General features: G+C 41.7%; 21 protein-coding genes. 11 read left to right on the forward strand and 10 right to left on the reverse strand.

Annotated features, from left to right (window positions below; genetic code table 11):
- Positions 1–319: 319 nt before the first annotated feature.
- Positions 320–997 (reverse strand): response regulator transcription factor, encoded by a 678-nt coding sequence (locus tag KHS79_RS01280; protein WP_212715989.1) that lies wholly within the window; start codon positions 995–997, stop codon positions 320–322.
- A 260-nt stretch (positions 998–1,257) separates the two neighbouring features.
- Between KHS79_RS01280 and dinB the strand changes: the two genes are divergently transcribed.
- Complete coding sequence (gene dinB, locus KHS79_RS01285; RefSeq protein WP_212715998.1) at positions 1,258–2,346, forward strand: DNA polymerase IV; 1,089 nt, start codon at positions 1,258–1,260, stop codon at positions 2,344–2,346.
- A 170-nt stretch (positions 2,347–2,516) separates the two neighbouring features.
- Here dinB and KHS79_RS01290 read toward each other — a convergent pair whose 3' ends face one another.
- From KHS79_RS01290 to KHS79_RS01305, 4 genes are all read right to left on the reverse strand, one after another.
- Entirely contained in the window at positions 2,517–2,894 is a 378-nt protein-coding gene (locus KHS79_RS01290) for a DUF3461 family protein (protein ID WP_027708120.1), read from the reverse strand.
- A 23-nt stretch (positions 2,895–2,917) separates the two neighbouring features.
- Positions 2,918–3,349, reverse strand: coding sequence for a universal stress protein (locus KHS79_RS01295; protein WP_027708121.1), 432 nt, complete (start codon positions 3,347–3,349; stop codon positions 2,918–2,920).
- A 288-nt stretch (positions 3,350–3,637) separates the two neighbouring features.
- On the reverse strand, positions 3,638–6,229 hold the full coding sequence (locus KHS79_RS01300) for a TRAP transporter permease (RefSeq protein ID WP_212716000.1): 2,592 nt from the start codon (positions 6,227–6,229) through the stop codon (positions 3,638–3,640).
- Between the two features lie 105 nt (positions 6,230–6,334).
- Entirely contained in the window at positions 6,335–7,318 is a 984-nt protein-coding gene (locus KHS79_RS01305; protein ID WP_084611203.1) for a TAXI family TRAP transporter solute-binding subunit, read from the reverse strand.
- Positions 7,319–7,762: 444 nt separating this feature from the next.
- On the opposite strand from KHS79_RS01305, the gene KHS79_RS01310 reads away from it, so the two are divergent.
- A complete protein-coding gene (locus tag KHS79_RS01310) occupies positions 7,763–8,758 on the forward strand; it encodes a glyceraldehyde 3-phosphate dehydrogenase NAD-binding domain-containing protein (RefSeq protein ID WP_157365432.1) in 996 nt (331 codons plus the stop codon).
- 129 nt (positions 8,759–8,887) lie between these two features.
- Here KHS79_RS01310 and KHS79_RS01315 read toward each other — a convergent pair whose 3' ends face one another.
- The gene (locus tag KHS79_RS01315; protein ID WP_094788281.1) at positions 8,888–9,388 is read right to left on the reverse strand and encodes a YchJ family protein; all 501 of its coding nucleotides are present in this window, start codon (positions 9,386–9,388) and stop codon (positions 8,888–8,890) included.
- A 783-nt stretch (positions 9,389–10,171) separates the two neighbouring features.
- Between KHS79_RS01315 and KHS79_RS01320 the strand changes: the two genes are divergently transcribed.
- The 4 genes from KHS79_RS01320 to KHS79_RS01335 all read left to right on the forward strand — a co-directional run bounded on the left by KHS79_RS01320 (position 10,172) and on the right by KHS79_RS01335 (position 15,604).
- A complete protein-coding gene (locus KHS79_RS01320; protein WP_027708126.1) occupies positions 10,172–10,828 on the forward strand; it encodes a DUF4360 domain-containing protein in 657 nt (218 codons plus the stop codon).
- Between the two features lie 505 nt (positions 10,829–11,333).
- Positions 11,334–11,996, forward strand: coding sequence for a DUF4360 domain-containing protein (locus KHS79_RS01325; RefSeq protein WP_027708127.1), 663 nt, complete (start codon positions 11,334–11,336; stop codon positions 11,994–11,996).
- 260 nt (positions 11,997–12,256) lie between these two features.
- Complete coding sequence (gene dinG, locus KHS79_RS01330) at positions 12,257–14,392, forward strand: ATP-dependent DNA helicase DinG (RefSeq protein ID WP_212716002.1); 2,136 nt, start codon at positions 12,257–12,259, stop codon at positions 14,390–14,392.
- Between the two features lie 51 nt (positions 14,393–14,443).
- The gene (locus KHS79_RS01335; protein ID WP_212716005.1) at positions 14,444–15,604 is read left to right on the forward strand and encodes a serine hydrolase domain-containing protein; all 1,161 of its coding nucleotides are present in this window, start codon (positions 14,444–14,446) and stop codon (positions 15,602–15,604) included.
- Positions 15,605–15,674: 70 nt separating this feature from the next.
- On the opposite strand, the gene KHS79_RS01340 is transcribed toward KHS79_RS01335, so the two are convergent.
- Entirely contained in the window at positions 15,675–16,265 is a 591-nt protein-coding gene (locus tag KHS79_RS01340; RefSeq protein ID WP_212716007.1) for a tetratricopeptide repeat protein, read from the reverse strand.
- A gap of 140 nt (positions 16,266–16,405) precedes the next feature.
- Positions 16,406–16,603, reverse strand: a complete 198-nt coding sequence (locus tag KHS79_RS01345) for a CPXCG motif-containing cysteine-rich protein (RefSeq protein WP_212716009.1) — start codon at positions 16,601–16,603, stop codon at positions 16,406–16,408.
- 192 nt (positions 16,604–16,795) lie between these two features.
- On the opposite strand from KHS79_RS01345, the gene KHS79_RS01350 reads away from it, so the two are divergent.
- The gene (locus tag KHS79_RS01350) at positions 16,796–17,965 is read left to right on the forward strand and encodes a 1-acyl-sn-glycerol-3-phosphate acyltransferase (protein WP_212716011.1); all 1,170 of its coding nucleotides are present in this window, start codon (positions 16,796–16,798) and stop codon (positions 17,963–17,965) included.
- Positions 17,966–18,078: 113 nt separating this feature from the next.
- On the opposite strand, the gene KHS79_RS01355 is transcribed toward KHS79_RS01350, so the two are convergent.
- A complete protein-coding gene (locus KHS79_RS01355; protein ID WP_094788274.1) occupies positions 18,079–18,366 on the reverse strand; it encodes a hypothetical protein in 288 nt (95 codons plus the stop codon).
- A gap of 501 nt (positions 18,367–18,867) precedes the next feature.
- Here KHS79_RS01355 and KHS79_RS01360 point away from each other — a divergent pair.
- Complete coding sequence (locus tag KHS79_RS01360) at positions 18,868–19,326, forward strand: hypothetical protein (RefSeq protein WP_212716013.1); 459 nt, start codon at positions 18,868–18,870, stop codon at positions 19,324–19,326.
- On the opposite strand, the gene KHS79_RS26215 is transcribed toward KHS79_RS01360, so the two are convergent.
- On the reverse strand, positions 19,323–20,321 hold the full coding sequence (locus tag KHS79_RS26215; RefSeq protein WP_212716015.1) for a GGDEF domain-containing protein: 999 nt from the start codon (positions 20,319–20,321) through the stop codon (positions 19,323–19,325). The two genes, KHS79_RS01360 and KHS79_RS26215, sit on opposite strands and share 4 nt — an antisense overlap.
- A 617-nt stretch (positions 20,322–20,938) precedes the next feature.
- Between KHS79_RS26215 and KHS79_RS01370 the strand changes: the two genes are divergently transcribed.
- The 3 genes from KHS79_RS01370 (at position 20,939) to KHS79_RS01380 (ending at position 22,757) form a co-directional block, all read left to right on the forward strand.
- Positions 20,939–21,406 carry an outer membrane lipoprotein gene (locus KHS79_RS01370; RefSeq protein ID WP_094788271.1) on the forward strand — a complete coding sequence of 156 codons (468 nt, stop codon included), beginning with the start codon at positions 20,939–20,941 and terminating at the stop codon, positions 21,404–21,406.
- A 65-nt stretch (positions 21,407–21,471) separates the two neighbouring features.
- Positions 21,472–22,020 carry a sigma-70 family RNA polymerase sigma factor gene (locus tag KHS79_RS01375; RefSeq protein WP_325167563.1) on the forward strand — a complete coding sequence of 183 codons (549 nt, stop codon included), beginning with the start codon at positions 21,472–21,474 and terminating at the stop codon, positions 22,018–22,020.
- Positions 22,017–22,757 (forward strand): DUF3379 family protein, encoded by a 741-nt coding sequence (locus KHS79_RS01380; protein ID WP_212716017.1) that lies wholly within the window; start codon positions 22,017–22,019, stop codon positions 22,755–22,757. Before KHS79_RS01375 ends, KHS79_RS01380 begins: the two co-directional genes overlap by 4 nt.
- The last annotated feature ends 104 nt before the right edge of the window (positions 22,758–22,861 follow it).

The following is a 22,861-nucleotide window of genomic DNA, read 5'->3' on the forward strand; positions in this document are numbered from 1 at the left end:
TGCGATAAATGGCTATGGAGTTGTATTAAGCTGGTTGTACATTTTTTGTAGTATTTATTCCAGAGTTTAAGGCTCACGTTACAGAAGCCTTGTTTTAATGTAGCTGAGGTATATTAGAACGGGTAATATATTTTATTGCCGTGATGTTAGTGAAATAAAGTATATCGACTTGAGTGAAGTGAGTTGTTCTTCGAATAGTTATTCCACTCTGTGTTAAACATGCTTGTTCATTCAATATAAACGATGTGTCTTATTTGTTCTTAATGAATAATCTGCGTCCCTGTAGATTATGAATAAGCCGCTTACCTATAAGGTACGGTTAACTCTCCATGACACTGAATAGTGCTGGATTTTCAAGTTTTAATTGTTTAATTGCGATCACTGCTTGAGTACGATTGCGTACGCCCAGTTTTTTAAAAATTGCTGTTGCATGGGCTTTTATGGTCGCTTCAGATAGATTTAGCTCGAAGGCAATCTGCTTATTTTGTTTCCCTTCAGTCAGCATTGAAAGTACTTTATATTGCTGAGGAGTGAGAGTCGTTATTTGCTCTGCCAGTTTTTCCTGCTGTGGGTCAGATACGGGATGCTGGCTTTGATCGATTGACTCGGGAATCCAAATATTACCATTCAACACTGTCTGTAAAGCAGTACAAATGGTCTTCAACGACGATGACTTTGGAATAAATCCTGAAGCACCGTAGGCAATAGTTTGTTGTATGACTTGGGGCTCTTCCAAAGCTGAAACAATGACTATGGGGATGTTTGAATAGTTTCCTCGCAGAAAGAGCAGACCTGAGTAACCATGGGCGCCAGGCATGAATAAATCTAGCAGGATTAAATCGATCTGAGTTTGCTGTTCGAGTATGTGTTGTAAACTATCAATGCTTTCTGCCTCTATAAGATGTGTGTTACTGATACCAGTAGAAACGGCTTGGCGAAGTGCCGTACGAAATAAAGGGTGATCATCGGCGATAACTATTTTATAGTACTTTTGCATTCCAAGACCTCGTGTGGCAACTTAAAGGCCACGGTTTTCCCTTATAAAAAATCATGGTAATTATGTAATAAAAATGCGCATAAATGTATCCTTTTTTCGAAGATTTTAGGCGTGATTGGAGGAGGTTTATTTGCGTATCGTTATCTCTGGGCTGTTACGGGATAACAGCAGCCATGTAATTTAGGTATACAATAAAGTAAATCAGGAGTGGACTGGACTTAACGTGATAAACATGAGGTTGGTCATTGAGGTGGTAACTCATGCATGAGTCTCAAGACCGTAAAATAATTCATATTGATGCGGATTGTTTTTTTGCGGCCGTTGAGATTAGAGAGAATCCGAAATTAATCGGGCGTCCTGTTGCTGTGGGTGGTTCACCAGAGCGAAGAGGTGTTATTGCAACATGTAATTATGAAGCACGACAATTTGGTGTTCATTCAGCAATGGCATCTGCCAAAGCGCTACAGCTCTGTCCAGGGCTAATTATTCTTAAGCCCAGAATGTCGCTTTACCAACAGGTTTCACAACAACTGCGCATGATTTTTTTTGAATATACTGATCGCGTTGAGCCTCTATCATTGGATGAAGCCTATTTAGATGTGTCCTTAAGTCAACTCTGTCGAGGCAGTGCTACATTAATCGCTCAGGCTATACGACAAAAGGTGTGGGAGCGTGAGCAGTTGACAGTGTCAGCAGGTGTCGCACCTAATAAGTTTTTAGCTAAAATTGCCAGTGACTGGCAAAAGCCCGATGGTTTGTTTGTCATCTCCCCTGAGCAGATTAATGATTTTATCTTGAAGCTGCCTGTGGCCAAATTGCCTGGTGTCGGTAAGGTGACGGCAAAAAAAATGCATCAGTTAGGCGTTGCTTCTTGTGAAGATTTACAACAGGTAAGCACTGCCAAGTTAAAGCAGCACTTTGGCGTCTTTGGTGAGCGCCTTTATTTGTTAGCCCGGGGTATAGACCAGCGACCCGTCCAGCCATTGCGCCGACGCAAATCATTGAGTGTTGAGCATACATTTAGTCAGGATCTGCCCGACTTAGCTGCAGTCCTGCAGTCAATGCCTAGTTTGTATGAGGCACTGTGTAAACGGCTAGAGCGGAGTCTTGACGAAGGCTATGAGATGAATAAGCGCTTTGTTAAGCTTAAGTTTAGCGATTTTACGCAAACGACATATGAAGAGCGTTGGCTTGCTCATGATACTTCACAGTTATCAGTGGCTGCCTTTCAGTCACTGGCAGAATACGCGTTTAAACGAGGGGAAGGCAAAGCGGTCAGGTTGATTGGTATTGGGGTTGGGCTAAGAGATCGCAGTCAAGATTGTGGAGAGCAACTGGTACTTTTTTAACACGCATTTGTTTAACGCGCATTTGAGGCTCATCCTTCGTGTAGAAGAATAGTGGGGAGCCAGTGTGTCAGATTAAGTATGCCCATGGTAGAGGTATACTCAACCCGACACGCTTTGCAGGTGTACGAACAGCCTTTGTTACTAATAAATATTCTTTCATCGATGAACAGCTATAGCCTGTTCAAGTCGTTTTCGATTTCAGAAATTTTATGTGCGACAACTTTCTCCAAATGGCGAAGATCATCAAGAATTTTCTTTTTCAGATCCTTCATGTCCTTTTCCTGATTGGTAATTTGGTCCAGCTCTTCAACCACCTGTCGTAAGATAGGCGATATTTCAGTAACGTTTTTGTATTTATGAGTGCCACTATCTACGAGGACTGTTTTCTTTTGCCGTGGGTATTTAAATTTTTCACTACGGGCAAAAAGCGCACCTCTTTCTTTTTTGTAATAGATTTTTAGCGTGTCATAATCAGCTTCAGTGCGTAGCGCATATTTTTCAATTCGATCATACTGGGTTATCCCCATTCCTTTTAAATGTTCGTACATGACATCACCTTGTAAAACACTGGTTACTCTTTGATTACCATTACGTTAGTCTTGGCATGCTCAACAATCTTTGAGGCGACGGACCCTAAGAAAAACTGGCCTACTTTGCGGCCACTGTGGCTGGAAATTACAACAAGGTCGATATTTTCCTTTTCAATTTCCTTAAGAATCTGTTTGTGAGCACTGCCTTCCCCGACGCCAATTGTGACATTAATATCCTCAGGGATATTTGCTTGGGCATAGTCCTTTAACTTCTGCTTAAGCTCCGTTAAAGCTTTGAGCATAACATCTTTAGGAAAGTAGCTTGATACCATAGGCATGTTAAAACCAGGTATCGAGCTAAAGAGGTGAAGTGTGGCATTATGGGCTTTTGCTTCAGAAATAGCTGCCGCGAGTGCTTTTTTTATCAGGGCAGTTTCATTCATATTCAGCGGGAGCAATATTTTTTTGTACATTGGGCGACCTATAAAACAGCAATGTATGTAAGCCAAGTACTTAGTTGTATTATATCTGGTTTACTTCTGTATATGGCTAATCATTTTTATGGAAGTTGTCATCACAGTACTAAAAAAAAACCACTGAAGCAGTCTCATCCATTGAGAGAGTGCCGCAGTGGCATGGGCCGTTTGCCCTAGTCCTGAAATTCATCTCGCTCTTCGAGAGTAGGTGACTTACTGTTAATAATCAATACGTAGAACAGCGGATTTAGCTTCGGATAAACGGCAGTCGTAGTTAAATTTTATTTAAGTTGTTACCTTTTCAAACAGTGCTTTTCGCCTTCTTTGTAGACCAAAGAGAACTGCCAATAAGAGTATTGCAGGTATGTACATCCACTCTTTAGCGGGTCGGTTATTAGGTAACTCTATGTATAAAATTTCCCAATCAAAGTCGATATTGGCTTTAGCTGCAGGACTATCAAACTCAACATTATCGACAATCACTTTATTATCTTTGGTGATGACTTCAAGGCCTGCATGAGCAAGACGCTCAGCACCACTTGCTTTTTCACCTAAGGGTAATAAAACTGTTTTTTCGACCACATCACCATCAAAGGTTTCACCTGATACTCGCATGCGCAGTTGACTATTTTCAGGACGTTCTGCTGCAACAGTCGTAATTTCAGTAGCTGATGTATGCAGGAAAGGAGGATAAAACTCATCCCACCAGAAACCTGGCCTGAATAACGTAAAGGCAACAAGGAGCAGTCCTAAGGTTTCATACCAGCGTGACTTTATCAGCCAGTAACCTTGGGTTGCCGCTGCGAAAATCAACATGGCCATTAAAGCGCCGATAACGGTTATGATCAGTTCAAGAGGGCTATCAATACCAATTAGCAACAGTTGTGTATTAAAAATAAACATGAATGGCAAAATGGCGGTACGAATATCGTAGATAAACCCTTGAATACCTGTTCGGATGGGGTCACTTTGCGCAATGGCTGCTGCAGCAAAAGCGGCTAATCCCACGGGGGGGGTATCATCTGCAAGAATGCCAAAGTAAAACACAAACAGGTGAACAGCAATGAGTGGCACGATAAGCCCGTTTTGCGCGCCCAGCGTTACTATAACGGGAGCCATCAGTGTGGATACCACAATATAGTTAGCTGTTGTCGGTAGGCCCATGCCCAGGATAAGACTGATGATCGCAGTAAAGATCAGGATCAGTAGAATGCTACCACCCGAAATAAACTCGACAAATTCCGTCATAACCAAGCCAATACCAGTAAGGGTAACGGCTCCTACCACAATACCTGCAGCAGCAGTGGCAACGCCAATGCCAATCATGTTACGAGCACCATTGGCTGTACCATGGAAAAGGTCATGGATACCTTCAACCAGTGGCTTGTGTAAGTCTGCCTGTTTTCGGAATGCCGCTTTTAGGGGTTTATGAGTAGCCGCTATGATAATCATAAAGACCGTTGCCCAAAATGCTGACAAGCCAGGTGAAAAGCGCTCAACCGTGAGGCACCAGACTAAAACCACAATGGGTAATAAGAAGTACAAACCACTTTTTACGGTTGGTCCCACTTCAGGCATGCTGACTAAGGGGGAGTTAGGATCATCTATGGCCAGTTCTGGGTATTTAGCTGAATAAGCAACGAGTGCTATGTACCCAACACAAACAGCAGCACCTACTGCCCAAATAGCATAGTCGCCCAGCACCGTTTTGACCCAGCCGATTCCATAGTAGACCGCAGCGGTCATAATACAGAGTAGTAAGAATGAGCCAGTAAAAGAAAGTAGTGAACGGGTAAAGGTTGTAGGCTGGCGTCGGGGCAGACCTTCCATACCTGCTTTTACCGCTTCAAGGTGCACGATATAAAACAGAGCAACATACGAAATAGCTGCAGGTAAGATGGCATGCTTAATGACTTCAATATAGGAAATACCCACATATTCGACCATCAAGAAAGCGGCTGCCCCCATAATGGGAGGAGTAAGCTGACCATTCGTGGAAGCCGCTACTTCAATAGCACCTGCTTTATGAGCAGGAAAGCCAACCCGCTTCATCAGTGGAATGGTAAAGGTGCCTGTTGTCACCACATTGGCAATCGATGAGCCAGAGATAATACCGCTTAGCCCAGATGAAACCACAGCTGCTTTAGCGGGACCGCCGCGTAAGTGGCCTAATAGAGAGAAGGCAACTTGAATAAAATAATTACCTGCTCCAGCCCGGTCTAAGAGTGCGCCAAAAAGCACAAATAAAAAGACGAAGTTTGTGGCTACTCCTAAGGCAACACCAAAAACCCCTTCTGTGGTAATCCAAAAGTGTGAAAGTGCTTTATTTAAGCTTGCACCTTTGTGGGCAATCACGTCTGGCATATAAGGGCCAGCAAACACATAAACCAAAAATACGCTGGCAACCACCATCAGTGGAGGGCCCAGTGCACGGCGAGTTGCTTCAAGTAACAGTAACATGCCAATGCCCGCCATCACTAAGTCAGCGGTAATGGGAGCACCTGCGCGTGAGGCAAGCTCATCTTTGAACATGACCAGATAAAAAGCACTGGCAGTTCCCAGGATTGCAAATAACCAGTCTGTCCACGGAATGTAAAAGCGTGGAGAGCGCTTAAATGCCGGGTAGGCTGTGAAAGCTAAAAACAGAGCAAAACATAAATGAATGGCTCTTGCTTCAGACGCATCAAAAACGCCAAACCCTAAGTCATAGGGAATGGGCGATGCAATCCAGAGCTGAAATAATGACCAACAGATTGGCACAAAAAACAGTAGTGAACCCGTCCAGTTTTTAGGGGACCGAGCACCACTGTCAGCCTCTGCGACCATTTGCTCTAGATTGGCATCAAGCGTCTGACTGGATTCTTTCGTATTTGTCATAATTACTAGCCTGTCATTACGAAAGCGGAAAATATGTCTGGCGCTTGGCCGGGGAGTGTAATAGTTATTGTAGTATTATCCCCGGCTCGAGAAGGGCGAGCGTGATTACTTGATCAAGCCCACTTCTTTGAAGTATTTAGCTGCGCCCTCATGTAAGGGTGCGGAAAGTCCATCTTTAGCCATACTTTCTTTCTTCAGGCTTGAAAATGCCTGATGAAGCCTTTTGAAGTCATCAAATCCTTCAAATACCGCTTTTGTAAGTTGATAAATAATTTCAGGACTGGTTTTGGTAGAAGAGACGATTGTTGCCGCAACACCAAATGTGTGAATGTCCTTGTCATTTCCCTGGTACAACCCTGCAGGAATGACGGTTTTTGCATAGTAGCTGTTGTCAGCTAAAAGCTTGTCGATGACTGGACCTGTGACAGGAACAACCATCGTTTCACATGCTGTTGTTGCTTCTTTGATGGAGCCACTTGGGTGGCCTGCAACAAATACAAAGGCATCAATTTTGTTATCACAGAGAGCACCTGCCTGTTCAGCAGACTTTAACTCAGACGCGAGTTTGAAGTCCTTCTTCGTCCAGCCGTACTTCTCCATCAGTAATTCCATGTTGGCCCGTTGACCTGAGCCTGGGTTACCAATATTAACGCGCTTACCTTTTAGGTCTTCAAACGTCTTGATGCCTGCATCTTTACGGGCCACAACAGTGAATGCTTCAACATGCAAAGAAAAGACTGCACGTAGATCTTTGTAAGGACCTTGAGCCTTGAACTCGCTACTGCCATTGTAAGCATGATACTGCCAGTCAGACTGAACCACACCTAAGTCTAACTCACCAGCGCGCATGGTATTCAGGTTGTAGATTGAACCACCTGTACTTTCTACGGAACAGCGAATGCCGTGCTCCTTACGCCCTTTATTGACTAATTTACAGATAGCACCACCTGTAGGGTAGTAAACACCTGTTACTCCTCCAGTTCCAATTGTAATGAACTCTTGCTTGGCAAAAGCTGTGGTGCTGGTCAGGCAGGTTACCGCTAGGCTGGCACCGATCATTCCAAAGGATAGTTTTTTTAGTATTGACATGTTTACCTCATCGCGTTGTAGTTATCTTGGCTTGCGTTGTTGGTGCAAATTATCAGCAAAAACAAATATCTTCTGGGTTTAAATAACTCAGAAAACTGCAAGACGAGGCCCTTTTCTTGGAAAGAGCACGACTATAATGACCAATATGGGTAAACCACTATAAGTACTTTTACTTACTTGTGGGCAAAATGTGGTCAATACATAGAAAATAACAATAATAATTGTCTAATTTTTTACTATTTAAAATGTATTTCCGCGACAGTTTCCCTGTTTTAGTCACAAATGTGTTTTTTGGCAAGCGAGCAGGGTAGGAGGGGAAAATAATGTTTGCTCTGCTAAGGTGTCAGCGTTACGCTTAGCGTTTGTTTCCAGCAGTTAGGGTTAAGATGGTAAAACAGCCTGCAGATTGGCCGGTAAGTTGGCCTGCAAATTGGAGAGCTTAGGGTGACAGTGCGAGTCGGATTACACGGATTTGGTCGCATGGGGCGTACTGCATTGCGTGCAGCCTGGAGCTGGCCCGAACTGGATATTGTGCATATCAATGACAGTAGCATTGAGCCATCATTAGCTGCACATTTATTAACCTATGAAGACTCTAATGCTACCTGGGCAGATATACAAGTTACCGAGGACGTTTCATTAAAAATCGACGACCAGTGTCTTGGATTTACTCGTCAAACTTCAATCTTGGATGTAGATTGGCGGGGTTATCAGGTTGATGTTGTTATTGTCTGTGATGAAAGTTCAAATGATATATCTGCAATAAAACAGTTGCTCTCAAAAGGAGTGAGAAAGGTCGTTATTGCAGGTGCAATGCACCATAATGTGTTAAATATTGTGATGGGGGTTAATGACTATTTATATAACGCCTCTGCTCACCACCTCGTGGCTTCAGGCCATTGGTTAACTCAGTCATATGCGCCTATTTTGAAAGTATTACACGATGGATTAGGTGTATCTCATGGTGCAATTTCTGTTGCTAAACCTTTGATTCCTTCACCCCAAGATTATGACCCTATTGCTTGTCGTTTCAGGCATCCAGGTAATGCGATAATTCCTCAGCGCTTTGAAAAAATACATAACAAACTTATTTTTCCTGAACTTGCGAATCGGCTGAACTGTAATGTAATTCATCTACCATTGTATGGTCCCTCTTATGTTGAGGGGACCTTTGAAGTAAGCTGTAATACCACGGCAGAAGAGGTGGGTAGTCTTTTTATCAAGGCTGCCAATGGCTTATTGAGAGGAATTTTGCGAGTTGATGATAATAATTTAGTTTCAACTGATTTTGCCAGGAGTCCTGTCTCCTGTGTGATTGATATGCCAGCACTGAGTGTTGTTGCAGGAACACAAGTTCGTGTATTGGCTTGGTGCGATTTTGAAGCGGGTTTTTGCCAACGTTTAATGGAGTTAGTACGTAAAGTAGGCATGTCAATTTAGCTATTATATACCCAAAACGAAGGGTTTTTATGTGAGCTATCCACAGCGCTTACCTTAACGGGTCCGAGAGGCTGTTCTGATGTTTGCTCAAGATATTAGTCGGGTTTATTGTCAGCGTTGGAGTAAAACTTAATTACGCATACAACACTTCTTGTATTTTTTGCCACTTCCACAAAGGCAAATATCATTACGCGTTAACTTTTTAACTTTGATCAATGGGGCTGTATGTGGATCGATATAATACCACTTTTGGTCAATTAAGCTGAATGTGGAATTTTCATGTAACTGATTTGATTGATGTGAAGACTTCAGTCGGTAATGAGCAATAAACTCTACTTCACCATAAGGGTGAGTAGGTTGACCAAATAAACAATGAATGATTTCTAAACCTACCCAATCTGTTTGTTGAGCCCATTGTTGTATTTCATGCCGGTTAAGAAAAGGTTGTTGATCTGGGTGAGTTGTATTGACTAAATAATCAACACGTTGTTGGTGATAAGCCGTATAACGAGACCTCATTAACTGCTCCGCTGTTTCAGGGCTTTGTTCTTTGTTTAGAAAACGCAGGCAGCACTCTTGGTAAGTGAGTCCACTTTGGCAAGGACATTGAGCGTTTATAGATAGTGACATATCGAACTAATAACATGATGATGATTTGTTGCATTTTTATACGCATGAGTAGTGTAAATGTCCATGACTTTTTATTTTTAGGGGCGCCTTTTAGAGCCTTCTGGGGCTGTCTCTCACTTCCAGATGCTTGTGGAAAAACAAATTTTATGCAGCTGGATTTTATTATTGATAAGATGAAGGTCACAAAATTATTGTTTTTTAAAAATTCTGTGATAAATTGCGGCAAGTTAGTTTAAATAAAAACTACATAAAACATGTCTTTTGCATTTTAATTGTTATTGCTGTGAATAATATTAAAGTGAAATATATACCCATAACGAAGGTTTTTTAGGGGCGGCCGTCAAGCGATGAAGCCCCCGGAGCTTATATTAATAAGTGACTGGGGTGAAGAGTGCTTACAACAAACTCTAAAAATGATTCGTGAAGTGTATATACCCATAACGAACTGCTTTTAGGGATTACCTATCGTAAACTGGTAGGACAATTAATGAGCGCAGGCTTAGTTAAAGGAATACTTAAAATCCTGTGGGCTTTTATTTTTCATGTTATACATAGCACGTTTGATAGTATTCATTTAAAAAAAATGCTTAAGATATGATTGCCAACTACGAAAAAATGGGTATACCCTTCGCTTTAGGTACATGTATAGCCTTTGCTGAACGTGCATATAAAGTGAGGCGTATGCTGCATAGTAGGAAGCTTTACATGGCAATGCAGTTAATTAACGGAGTAAAAGTGTTTGTCATGTCTTTAGTTGAAGGAAATCGTTAAAAGGACATAAATATGAAAAAGATTTTCAACAAAACTTCTGTAGTAGTATGTTGTGCTATAAGCTCTTTATTGGTTGGAAACACGGTTTTAGCAGTAGATCCAGACCAGCCACCAGAGGGTAGCGTGTATATAGAAGATATCGTGTATGGAGGAACAGGGTGTCCGCAGGATAGTGTAGGTATATCCATTGCAACAAATGGTTTGAACTTTGGTGTTTCTTTTGACCAGTATATTGCAGGTATTGGTGATGGTTTTAGCCGAGCAGATCAACGGAAAAGCTGTGATTTGCGTGTTAACTTAAAAGTACCTGCTGGCTACGCTTATACTGTCGTAGATTTGACTTATCGGGGTTATGCTGAGATGGATCGGGGGATCTTTGCCTCGATGTCATCAACATATCACTTCCAGGGGGAAGCGCTTGAGGCAGGTTTCGTTAAAAATATGCGTGGGCCTATAGAAAAAGACTTTACTTATACTGATAGTTTAGACCTTGAGTCTTTTGTATGGTCAAGCTGTGGTGCGACAGCACCATTGGTATTGCAGACAAGAATGAAGCTCAAAAAAGCTCGCTTTACGCCACCTGAGTCAGGAGGCACAATAGGTGTTGATAGTGTAGAAGGTAAATTAACCCATGAATATGGCCTTTTATGGAAAAAATGTGAAGCCTAATAATTTGCCAAAACTTCGCTATTTGTAAGCATCTAAGCAAAACACTTAATTTGTTCTAGCTTAATGAAATTGTGCTAAATTAAGGGTTTTGCTACTGGTAAACAATTGTTGTATTTTTTGTACAGTGTGTTAGATTGTTTTCGCGTTAACAATTACTAAAAATGTTTAGTGATTTGTTTTATACGCTTTATGTCTGCATAAGCTGAAAAAAGGAATGAAAGGGAGCTTCACAAGTAAGGTTTAGGTTAAATAGCAAGGGTGTTATTCACCACTTAGCCTTAATGGCTTTTAACGTATGCTTATTTTCCTATGATTTTAATTTGGGGAATATCCCTTTTATTCACTGATAAATGCTGTATATGTTAAGTGCATGTATTTTTGCTCATTGATGTAAACCTGTTTTTTAAAAAATGTTATCAAGAGCATACTAGGCTAGTGCAGAAGTAAGAAAAAAAGCATCAGATTATATAAAAACTCATCCACATGGAAAGGTGAGGATTATAACATGATTAAAAAATCAGGCTTGAAAGTCCTGGGGACTTCATCTCTTTTCGTTGCCGTTGCATTTTCCACTTCAATCGCACAAGCACAGACAGATCCTGTGACACCTCCTCATGGTCAGGTTTATGTAAAAGATATCACTTATGGTGGTAGTGGCTGTCCTCAGGGGTCTGTTGGTGTATCTGTGGCAGATAGTGGACTGAACTTTGGTGTGTCATTTGATGAGTATATAGCGGGTATTGGCCCTGATTTTAGCCGGGCTGATAAGCGTAAAAGCTGTGATTTGCGGGTTAACCTGCATGTACCATCTGGTTACTCGTACACGATTGCAGATGTAAACTACCGTGGCTATGCCGATCTAGATCGTGGCATTATCGGTAAATTTAAAACGAATTATCGTTTCCAAGGTGAGCGTTTAGAAGCAGGTTTTGTCCAGTCAACACGTGGACCGGTCAGTGAAGATATCATGGTATCTGATAGTCTGGACCTGGAAGCTTTTGTTTGGTCAGCCTGTGGTGCAACTGCGCCTGTTGTTCTTCAAACCAAGCTACAATTAGCTAAAACTCGTATGGCTGCAAGTGATGCAGGTGGTGTTTTAGGGGTAGACAGTATTGAAGGTAAACTGACTCATCAATACAGTCTGGTATGGCGTCGTTGTAACAACTAATAACCTTCTTAGTCATCATATGTTGTATTGCTGAGAAAGGGTATATTGTTGTAGCCTTAGCAAAGGGCCAGTAAGTATTTTTAGTATTACGGTTAATCTGTTTATTGGCCTATTGTAAAATGTTAAGCTTTATCGTTCATGAGCCTTACTGTTAGCAGTAAGGCTTTTTTGTCTCTAGGCTGCTAACAGTTGCGTGAATATCTGGTGAGCAAATTACTCAAAATTGCCTTATCATTAGGCAGGCAATTTATGAGGGTCGTATGCTGAGTTCATCATTAAAACAAGTGATTCAAGATGCCTATCGTGCTTTTTTAAACAGCAAACAGCTAAGGCCGCGCTATGGTCAAAAGCTTATGATTGCTGATATTGCAAAAACGATAGGGGAAATTGAAGAAGATGATGAGGGACAGCGTGTTGGTGAACCTGCCGTGTGTGTTGTTGAGGCAGGGACCGGTACAGGAAAAACGGTAGCCTATGCGCTCGCGATGATTCCTATTGCCCAGGAATATGAAAAGCAGTTAGTGATTGCAACGGCAACGGTTGCCCTTCAAGAACAAATTTTATTCAAAGACCTGCCAGATATCAGACAAAATAGTGGTTTGTCATTCAGCTTTGCTTTAGCAAAAGGGCGGGGCCGTTATGTCTGTTTAAGTAAGCTTGATAACATCTTGCATGATGGCGCCTCAACGCTAGTGACCCAAGATTTATTCGTGGCTGCTGGATTACTCAATACCGATCAACCTCATGACAGACAGACTTATCAAACCATGCTGGATAAGTTTGCCAGTAGTCGTTGGGATGGTGATCGTGATAGCTGGCCTGATGTTGTTGAAGATAAAACTTGGCAGCTAGTGGCTACAGATCATGTGCAGTGTAGCAATCGTCGTTGTACTTATTTTCACCAGTGTGCATTTTTTAAAGCAAGAGAGCGACTTGGTGAGGCGGATGTTATTGTCACTAATCATGATATGGTTTTAGCTGATTTAGCGCTGGGAGGTGGTGCTGTGCTACCAGCACCAAGTAAGACACTCTATGTGTTTGATGAAGGACATCACTTACCGGATAAAGCGCTAAACCATTTTAATCATAACTCGAAAATACATAGTACACGTGCCTGGTTAGAGCAGCTTCCTAAATCATTACTGCAGATGCGGGATCATGAAGTGATTGAGCGGGCAAGTGCTGAGAAGTTTATACCTCGTGTAGAGCAAGCCTGTGAGCAGTTAAGGCAGGACTTACTTATTTGGCAGCAGCAAATAATGCCGCTTTTGCCGAGTAAAGATGAGCAGGTTATACCTCAATATCGTTTTGCGCATGGTGTCTTACCTGATGCATTACGCGAAAGTGCAGGTATTATTAAGACTCAGTTTGCCCTTTTAGTGGATATTTTGGGGCGTGTGAGTGAACAGATAAAGCAGTTGCTTGATCAAAAAAATTATATTATTCCTCAGCATGAGTTAGAGAATTGGTATGCCTTAGCCGGCGTATTATTGTTAAGAGCTGAGGCCAACTTTGATTTGTGGACAGTATACAGTGTGGAGGATGATGCTGAAGCACCACCTAATGCACGCTGGGTAACCTGGCATGGACAAGGTGGACAGACTGATCTGGAGTTATCCTGTAGCCCTATTTTGGCCGCGAAAACATTACGGCAAAACTTGTGGAATCGTTGTTTTGGCGCGGTGGTTACTTCAGCTACATTAACTGCACTGGGCCAGTTTGATCGTTTTAAAATGCGAGCGGGTGTTACTGACTCTACACATTTTGTGGTTGTACCAAGCCCATTGCCTTACCAGGCTGCTGCACGACTGGTGATACCTTCAATGCCATGTACGCCTAAAGATCCTGAATTACATACTGCATTTATTATTGATTATTTGCCTGAGTTACTGAGTACTCAATTAGGTAGTTTGGTTTTGTTTGCATCGCGCCGGCAAATGGAAGATGTTTATGCGGAAATGTCTGGGGCTTGGCAGGATAAAATTTTGATGCAAGGTGAGCTGAGTAAGCAGGAAATCATTGTCCGTCATAAAAAACGTATTGATCAACAACAAGCGAGTGTGATTTTTGGCTTAGCCTCTTTTGCTGAAGGTATTGATTTGCCAGGTGTTTATTGTGAGCATGTGATTATTGCCAAAATACCTTTTGCCGCACCTGACAACCCGGTTGAAGCGGGACTTGCAGAGTGGATTGAGCAAAGAGGGGGTAATCCATTTATGCAAGTTACGGTACCTGACGCAGCCACGAAACTGGTTCAAGCATGTGGTCGGCTATTGAGGCATGAAAAAGATCAAGGCATTATTACTTTGCTTGATCGTCGAATTGTTACTCAACGTTATGGAAAAGCAATTCTTTCATCGCTGCCGCCTTTTCAACAAGAAATTCAGCCAGCATAGTGAGTACGGCTAAAAAAATTTTTTTCTAAGGTTTAATGGATTTTCTTAGTTATGCAAACTCCTGAAATTACGACACCTGTAGTGCAAGGCTATTATGAAGAACGATTTCATGGATTAAAAACGTTGTTTCAACAGCTGATGGAAAACCAGCATGGTGCAGCATTAAGTATCTGTCACCAAGGTGACATGCTGGTAGATATCTGGGCTGGTTATATGGATAAGGCTCAGCAAGAGGTATGGCACCAAGATACTCTGGTAAATATTTTTTCGTGTACCAAAGTCGCTGCCATCGTTAGCTTGCTCCAGCTCTACGAAAAAGGAGAGTTATTGCTGGATAAGCCAATCGCGTATTACTGGCCAGCGTTTGCTCAAAATAATAAAAACCAAGTTACAGTCCAGCATTTATTAACTCATCAAGCTGGGTTACCCGCTTTTAAGCATGAAGTGTCGTCTGATGATTTATTTGACTGGCAAGCAATGGTCAACCACATTGAGCAGGCCGAATTATGGTGGCCAGCAGGGACTAAGCATGGCTATGCGCCAGTCACCTTTGGCTGGATAGCAGGTGAGTTATTTCGACGTATACAAGGTGAGTCTCTTGGTAACTATTGGCGTGAGCTTGTCAAAACAGAGTTTGAGGAAGAGTTTTATATTGGCGTGCCAGAGCATGTAACCTCACGTATCGCTACGATGATGCGATTAAATCAACCGGATCAAAATCCCCAAGGCCTTTTAGCAGAGTTACTGAGTCGACCTAAAGGCATTACGGCACGAAGTTTCACTAATCCTCAGACTATCATGACCAGCACCAACTGGCCTGAATGGCGAGCAATGGAATTACCGTCTGCCAATGGCCACTCAACAGCCCGAGCATTAGCCAAAATTATGGCAGACTTATCAAGTCAAGAATCCAGGTTACTAAAGCCAGAGACAATAGCGTTAGCAACTCAAGTATTTGTTTCTGGTCATGATGCGGTGTTACCTTGCTCAACCCGGTTTGGTTTAGGGTTTTTACTGCATCAGTCATATGCCGGTGGACAACTTGGTGCTCCACAAAACTTTGGTCACCCGGGTGCTGGTGGTGCATTAGTTATGGCAGATCCTGTCCGCCAGCTTGGCTTTTCATTTGTGACGAATAGTATGGGTGCTGCACTGTTAGTCGATGAGCGTGCCGAAGCGCTGCTGGAAGCTTGTTATCATGATATTGGATGATTGCAGCGCTAAATATGAAAAGCGTGTATTTTGTTGGCGGTGAATGCTAAAAGGAAATTGCTATTATCATTTATTGAATATCGTTTGGTTGTTCAGTTTTTTGTTGAAGATAGAGATGTTTTAAGCTGGTGAGAATAGCATTGGCTTGCTCAATTTGTCCTGGTGCGAGGATACGCTTGATTCTTGAAACTTCCTCCTGGGCATCAGTTTGGTGTGGGTTAGGAGCTTCGCTGGCTAGACTTAACCAAATATAGGCTGTAATCAGGTTGGCATCGATACCAATACCTTTGTGTAAAGCATGGCCCAGATAGTATTGAGCTTGAGCATCTTTCAGCTTGGCTGCTTCATTTAATAACTTAATACCAAACTTCTCATCCTTGGTAACTCCTTTACCTTCCATATAAGCCAATCCAAGTAGACGTTTTGCTACTGGGTGATCGGCTTCAGCCGCTGGCTTAAGGTAACTGATAGCCTTTTTATAGTTTGCTTCTCCCATGCTGCCAGTAAACAGTGCTTGACCTGCTGCCACTTGAGCCGCCTGATTACCTTGTTTGGCTAATGACTCAAGATCAGATAACTCACTGGCCAAGCTGCCAGAAATTTGCAGAGACAACCAAAGAAAAGTGAGAGATATAAGGCGTGCCAGATGGAAGAACTGCATAAAAACCTCTGCTGATTGTCATAACAAGGATATGGTCGTTCATGGGTGTATGAAGACAAAGTAAACAGCGGTCGCATTATAGCGGATAGGTGGGGGCATCCCAAGTGTTGTTATGATAGAGGTCAATTCTTCAGCACTTTTTAGCACTCATCTAGTGTGAGTACTTTTACATCAGGTTGCTGCTGGAGCGGATCATAACCCACCACTAAGCGAATAGGGCGACAACATATCTGGCAGTCTTCAACAAAGTCTTGAACATCACAAAGTGCTTCTATTGCAGTGTGGAATGGCTCACCACAATAGGGGCATGGTAATGTGAGCCATTGCATTGATTCCATTTAATAACAACCTATCTATGTGATTAACAGAAAATTATGGCTGACTTGTACTATAATGGCGAACTTCTTAAGCAGTACTATGTTGGACAATACTTTCTTCAGTCCTATGTATAGCTTGTTATAGCTATTTAGTATTGCAGGAAAAACGAATAACTTTGTTGTTAATACATTGAGAAGGTGGACCGTTGTTGCATGGACAACTTCGATGATATCAGGCCTTATCACGATGATGAGGTAAGAGGGGTTTTGGATCGCTTATTAGGCGATAGTGCATTTATAAGTGCAATGACTTCACTAAAGTTTCCCAAGTGCCCTGAGTTTTTACAGCCCGCTTTAAAGTATATGGTGCGTATTGCGCTTCGGGAAGAGCTGCGTCACGTTAAAGATGTTGCTGGATTACAGGATGTACTGGAAACCTATATTGATCGTAATATCCAGAAAAATACATCGCAAGTCACTTATTCTGGACAAGAGTCACTTAAAAATGCCCGTGGTTATCTTTTTATGTGTAATCATCGGGATATTGTTATGGATCCAACATTCGTTAACTTCGCACTCTATCATCATGGTATGAAGACCCCGCGTATTGCGATTGGGGATAACCTGCTAAGTCGTCCTTATGTTAGTGATCTGATGCGCTTGAACAAAAGTTTTATCGTCAAGCGTTCTGTTAAAGGCCGAAGAGAAAAGTTGGCGGTGTATAAGCAGCTTTCTGCTTATATCAACCACTCGTTGAATACTTTTGAGTCTATTTGGATTGCGCAGCGTGAAGGACGTTCTAAAGACAGTAATGACAAAACGGATACCGCAATTCTAAAGATGCTTTTGATGGCCCAAACAGACAAGGAAGTAAGCTTTGCTGAGCAGATTCAACGGTTGAATATCGTTCCAGTTGCTGTTTCCTATGAATATGACCCCTGTGATATTTTAAAGGCGCGAGAGTTAGCTTATCGAGCAGCGCACGGTAAGTATGATAAAGCTGAAAATGAAGATGTGAACAGTATTGTGCGAGGAATTACCGGGAATAAAGGTCATGTTCATGTTTCGTTTGGGACGTGTTTAGAAGAGGAATACCTGAATGCAACGGACGTTGCTAATGAAATAGATCGTCAGATTCACTCGCTTTATTATTTACATCCTTCTAACTTCTTTGCATTTGAGCATGTTAAAGAGGCATATATTGATGTCAATCCTCCTGCCTTAGAAGCGCATTTTCCAGACCTTGATTTAAAAGCAAAGCGAGAAGAGTTTGAGCAACGTTTGGCATCATGTCCTGAGACGTGGCGTCATTGGTGGCTTCAGGCTTATGCTAATCCGCTAATTAATAAGTTCCGTTGCCAGGTTAGTACGCCAGACAGTTAATTGTTCAGCTAATAATCGCTAACACTACAAGGCTTGATAATTCAGTATTTAATCAATACTTTGGCACCAAGGATGGTGCCTTAAACATGAAAAATAAACGAAGTAAGCTACTTTTATAAATTTAAAATGAAGGCTGATGTATAACTGGCTCCAGCCATAATAAGAGAAAAAATAGATACGGTTTGAAAAAGCTGGGTCCAGATGGACTGAGGAGCCTTAGAATAAGGCTTTAAGGGTAACCGTTGAATATCACTGTAAACCAGCGACTGCTCTATACTTTGTTTTCGTATCCAGACATTAATGCTTAAAAAGATACTTAATATTAAATAAATAGAGCCTAATATAAATAACGATAAGCTGGGTGAATTGACTGCAAACTGCCAAAGTGAATGAATAAGCATAATAGGCACTTCTTCAGTAAATTGTCTGGCTACATTTGGTTAGGGTGAAAAATACCCCAATCTTTAATGTAAAATTCGCTGCATTCTATCTGATCAAATAATGTACAGCCACCATTGTGATAAATCATAAATTAAATATGTGAATTGTATTGCATTTTTATGGTGCATCCTTGGCTTATGTTTACATGCTGCTGTCAAATTATTGTCATTGACTAGGAACTTTCTCTGTTGATTTTTTTCTAACCATTAGTGTTAAATGTGATCATATCGAGTTTTAGGTTATACACAATATGACGTTTTTAAATTTCCATGATACGCATATACCTAAAACGAAGCATATAGTTAACACATAGCAGCCTTGATAATGGAGATTGGGAACTGCATGGTTATATCCAAAAACAACGGCTAATTTTAACGTTGGTAGACAGACTCATTTGTGCAGGAATATAAAGTTGCTGAATGAGATTAAGCTTGAACATCATTTATTGAGGATCAGGTACAATGCGAAGCCTGGAAACTCGGTGGCGACAGTTAACGTTTCAGGGAAGTGAAGCCTTTCATACAGAACAATACAGAGAAGCACAGAAAAAATTCTTTCAGGCCTTATTTGTTGCTGAAGAAATGCTGCTTTTAGAGGATTGTCGAGGAGCTCATTTGCCTGTTGTACAACTATTTATGATTGCTTGCCACAATTTAGCGGATACCTATTTAGCGTTAGGATTTAAAATTCAAGCATTTGAATATTATCGAAAAGCCTATACAGATTTAGTTCACTTACTAAATTCACCACGGGCTGATGCCGGTTTACGTCAACAAGCACAAGAGTGTGTCAGTAAAGCTGCAGATGAGTGGCAGCAGGCGTTTAATACTATGGATAAACATATCTTGTGGGGTTGGTGCAACCAACAACAGAGTATTAATAAGCCTGGTTATTCAATTCCTTATAATGCAAGACACTAGAATTGAAGGGGTTGATTATGCCTGACAGATGATGGTTGTTTAGTCGAGCATACAGGGTTAGGTATCAATGGTGATGAAGTTAAGGTTGAAACTCTGACTTTCTTTTGGAGGAGTAGCTGCTGGTCTGCTTGGCTTAAAAGTGCTTCTGCACTCCATGTGACATCTTTTATGTAAGTTGCCGCACCACAGGATATTGAAACAGGAACTTCCTGTTCCTGGTAAATTAAAGGCTCTTTGGTAATTGCTCTTTTTAAACGTTTACTGACCGCCAGAGCATCTTTCATACTTTGATTTGGTAAAGTGATGATGAACTCATCACCGGCATAGCGGAAGGCTTGATCACTTCGTCGTAGTGTTTTTTGGAAAATATAAGCAAGGTGTTGTAAAACTGTATCCCCACAATCATGTCCATACTGGTCATTGATTTTCTTAAAGTCATCACAGTCAATAAATAAAATGGCTAAAGAAGCCTGGTAGCGTTCGCAGCGTGTTAGCTCATTTTGGATATGGTCAAGCATAACGCGTCGATTAAAAAGGTTTGTGAGCGGGTCTCGTTGTGCAAGGTATTGAAGATGATCCTGCTTATTCAAGAGAGAAAGGAGTAGCGATACTTTGGTTGCCAGCTGATTGAGCAAAGGAATCATCGTTTGGAACCAGTCCAGCATGTCTTTTTTAAAGCCCAGGTTAAGTACTGCAACCAGCTTATCTTCAAAAGAAATGGGCAACATGAAGATACCATCAATACGGTTAATGTATTTCGTTGGCAGAATACACAGTTGCTTTTGCTGGCGTAACAGGTGTAAACCATCAGGATTTTCATTTAAAAGCTGTTGTACAATTGATTCTGTTTGAAAAAGGCTATGAGCGTAAAGCCACTTTGGTACACGAGTGGGAAAATTTATTGAAGATATAGGTATATGAGGTGTTAGGGTGTACCATGCTGCTTCTGTATTAAAATAGTTTAAACTGGCTTGTAGTAGCCGCTTTATAAGCACCTCGCTACTACTGCTTGTTAGGAGGCAAGAATCAACCTTAAAAAAGATTTGTTGGGCTTCTTGGAGCGATATATCAATAGTCATAGTCTTTTTTACAATCTACACGAAAACTGCAGACTTAAACCTCATAAATTATTCTATGGATATCACTTAAGACAGATATTGCTTGCTGAGTATGATCCGCCCCTTTTTTCTCTCATTCTTTAATAAGAATATGCAAAATGGTATCTCTAATAATAGTGAGTTTTCTGAGGTCAGCTTATGCAAAGGGCCGAATGCATTAAAATCCAACTATTGCGTTGAGGCTGCCACCAAATAAAGCTCATTTTTAGAAGTACTCATAATGTGATTATGAAGTTTGTCATAGTTATATAGTTGATATCGGTAAAAATTCTCAAATGAGAAAATTGTCTCTTATTATTTTTACTTAGTAATTTTTTCTTAAAGGTTTAGTAAACTTTTGTATTTTTTGTGGTCTATTTTGATAAGTCACTGTGAAGTATCTTTAGGATGATGGTAAAGAGTGATTTTACCTCCTGCAATTAATGAGAAAGGTGCGATAATCAATAGTAGCAAAGTAATGATTAAGTGTGGCAAACACTGTTAGGTATGGAATCATGATAAAGCTAAAGAATGTGGCAATTACAGCCTTAGCGGCTTTTTCCGTAGGCCTTACTGGCTGCATGTCAAACCTGACTGGCAATAGCTATTCTCGTGATGAGGCTAGACAGGTACAAACAGTTCAGTTCGGTACGGTTGTGGGTGTTGAAGCCGTTGCCATTGAAGGCACCAAAAGTGGCGTAGGTGCGATTGCTGGTGCAGCTGCTGGTGGTATTGCTGGATCTACCATTGGTGGTGGCCGTGGTAGCGATATTGCTGCTGTCGCAGGTGCTGTGGCTGGAGGCTTACTCGGAGGTAAGGCGGAAGAAGCTTACACTCGAAGTCATGGAGTACGGCTGACCATTCAGATGGATAACGGAGCCTACATCTCTGTTGTTCAGGAAGTTGATCCTGCTGTGCGCTTCTATCGCGGTGATCGAGTGAGAGTGTTGACCGCCAATGGTGTTTCTCGCGTTGTTCGTTAAAGCCTCTACTCGTCTAGATAATATTAACCCTTTGAAAACATGCCTGACTACGTGGGCTGTGAAATATTTTCACAGCTCGCAGGGTCTTTATTGGCATGAGCAAAAAAGATATGCAATTTAAAGCGTTAGTCGATGCTTACTACAAATCGCTGTATCGCTATGCGTTTTGGCTAACATCAGATGAAGGTATCGCTGAAGATTTAGTGCAGGAAACGTTTATGCGTGCCTGGCGATCTTTAGATAGCTTGCAGAATGAGCAAGCGGCTAAATCTTGGTTGATAACGATTTTACGCCGAGAAAATGCACGACGTTTTCAGCGAAAGTCGTTAGAGTATGCCGATTTAAGTGTAGATGAGCTTGAAGATCAAGCGCAGTCTTTTGATGTTTCCACTGATGTGGATGCGATCCGTCAGGCTTTGTATAAGCTATCTGAAAAGTATCGTGAGCCATTGGTTTTGCAAGTCGTTATGGGATTTAGTCAAGAAGAAATCGCCTCAGAAATGGGGCTACCAATTAATACAGTTGCTACTCGACTACGCCGTGCTCGTTTACAGCTTAAAGAGTTGTTGGGGGATGATCATATTAAACAAGGGGTTAATCGGAGGGGCTTATGAAATGCCTGGAATTTCGTCGCTTAGCTTTGGAACAACCTGCGGCAATTCCTGCGGAGGCCCAAGCGCATATTCGACAATGTGCCAGCTGTAAGCAGTTTTATCAAAAGCTGAATACGCAAGAAGCCGCTTTAGCTCAAGCGTTAGCCGTTGATGTCCCTGAAGATTTAGTTGCAAAAATTATGTTACGACAGAGTTTTGCACCTGAAGAGCCTGGCGCATCAACCGGTAAGCGGGAAAGGCAAGGTGTCAAAAGAGGCATTATTAGCTTTGCCCTTGCGGCATCAATTGGTGTTCTGGCTGTTATGCTTAACTGGATACCATTGACGAATACTCCCGTTGTTGAAGAGCATGGTGCGACAGCTGAGCTAATGATTCGTCATGTGGAAGATGAGGCAGAAACATTAGCTAAAACTGAATTGGTATCTATGGATACATTTCGTGAGACTTTACAAAAGGTCAATCTGCAAGCGAGTGCAGATTATTCAGGAATTACATTTGCGGGAAATTGTATTGTTGATGGTATTTTGGCGGCACATTTTGTTGTGCAAACGCCGGAAGGTCCTGTAACGGTCTTATTGATGCCAAATCATCCGTTCAAAGAGCCTGTAGACTATAGTAATAAACGCTGGCATGTAGCAATGGTACCTATGGAAAAAGGCTCAGCTGCTTTTATTTCAGAACCTGGATTAAACTGGCAGGCCGTTAAAGAACAGATGATGGCTATTGTTAAGGTATAATTGGCAACGTCTAGTGTATATTATTTGCAGAACAGAGGATATAAACGGGGACACAGTGAGCTATCACACCCAATAAGTCTTAGCTGTGGAAATAAAGAAAAGGG

Origin of the sequence: Zooshikella ganghwensis, assembly GCF_018263875.1 — a bacterium.
GTDB lineage: Bacteria > Pseudomonadota > Gammaproteobacteria > Pseudomonadales > Zooshikellaceae > Zooshikella > Zooshikella ganghwensis.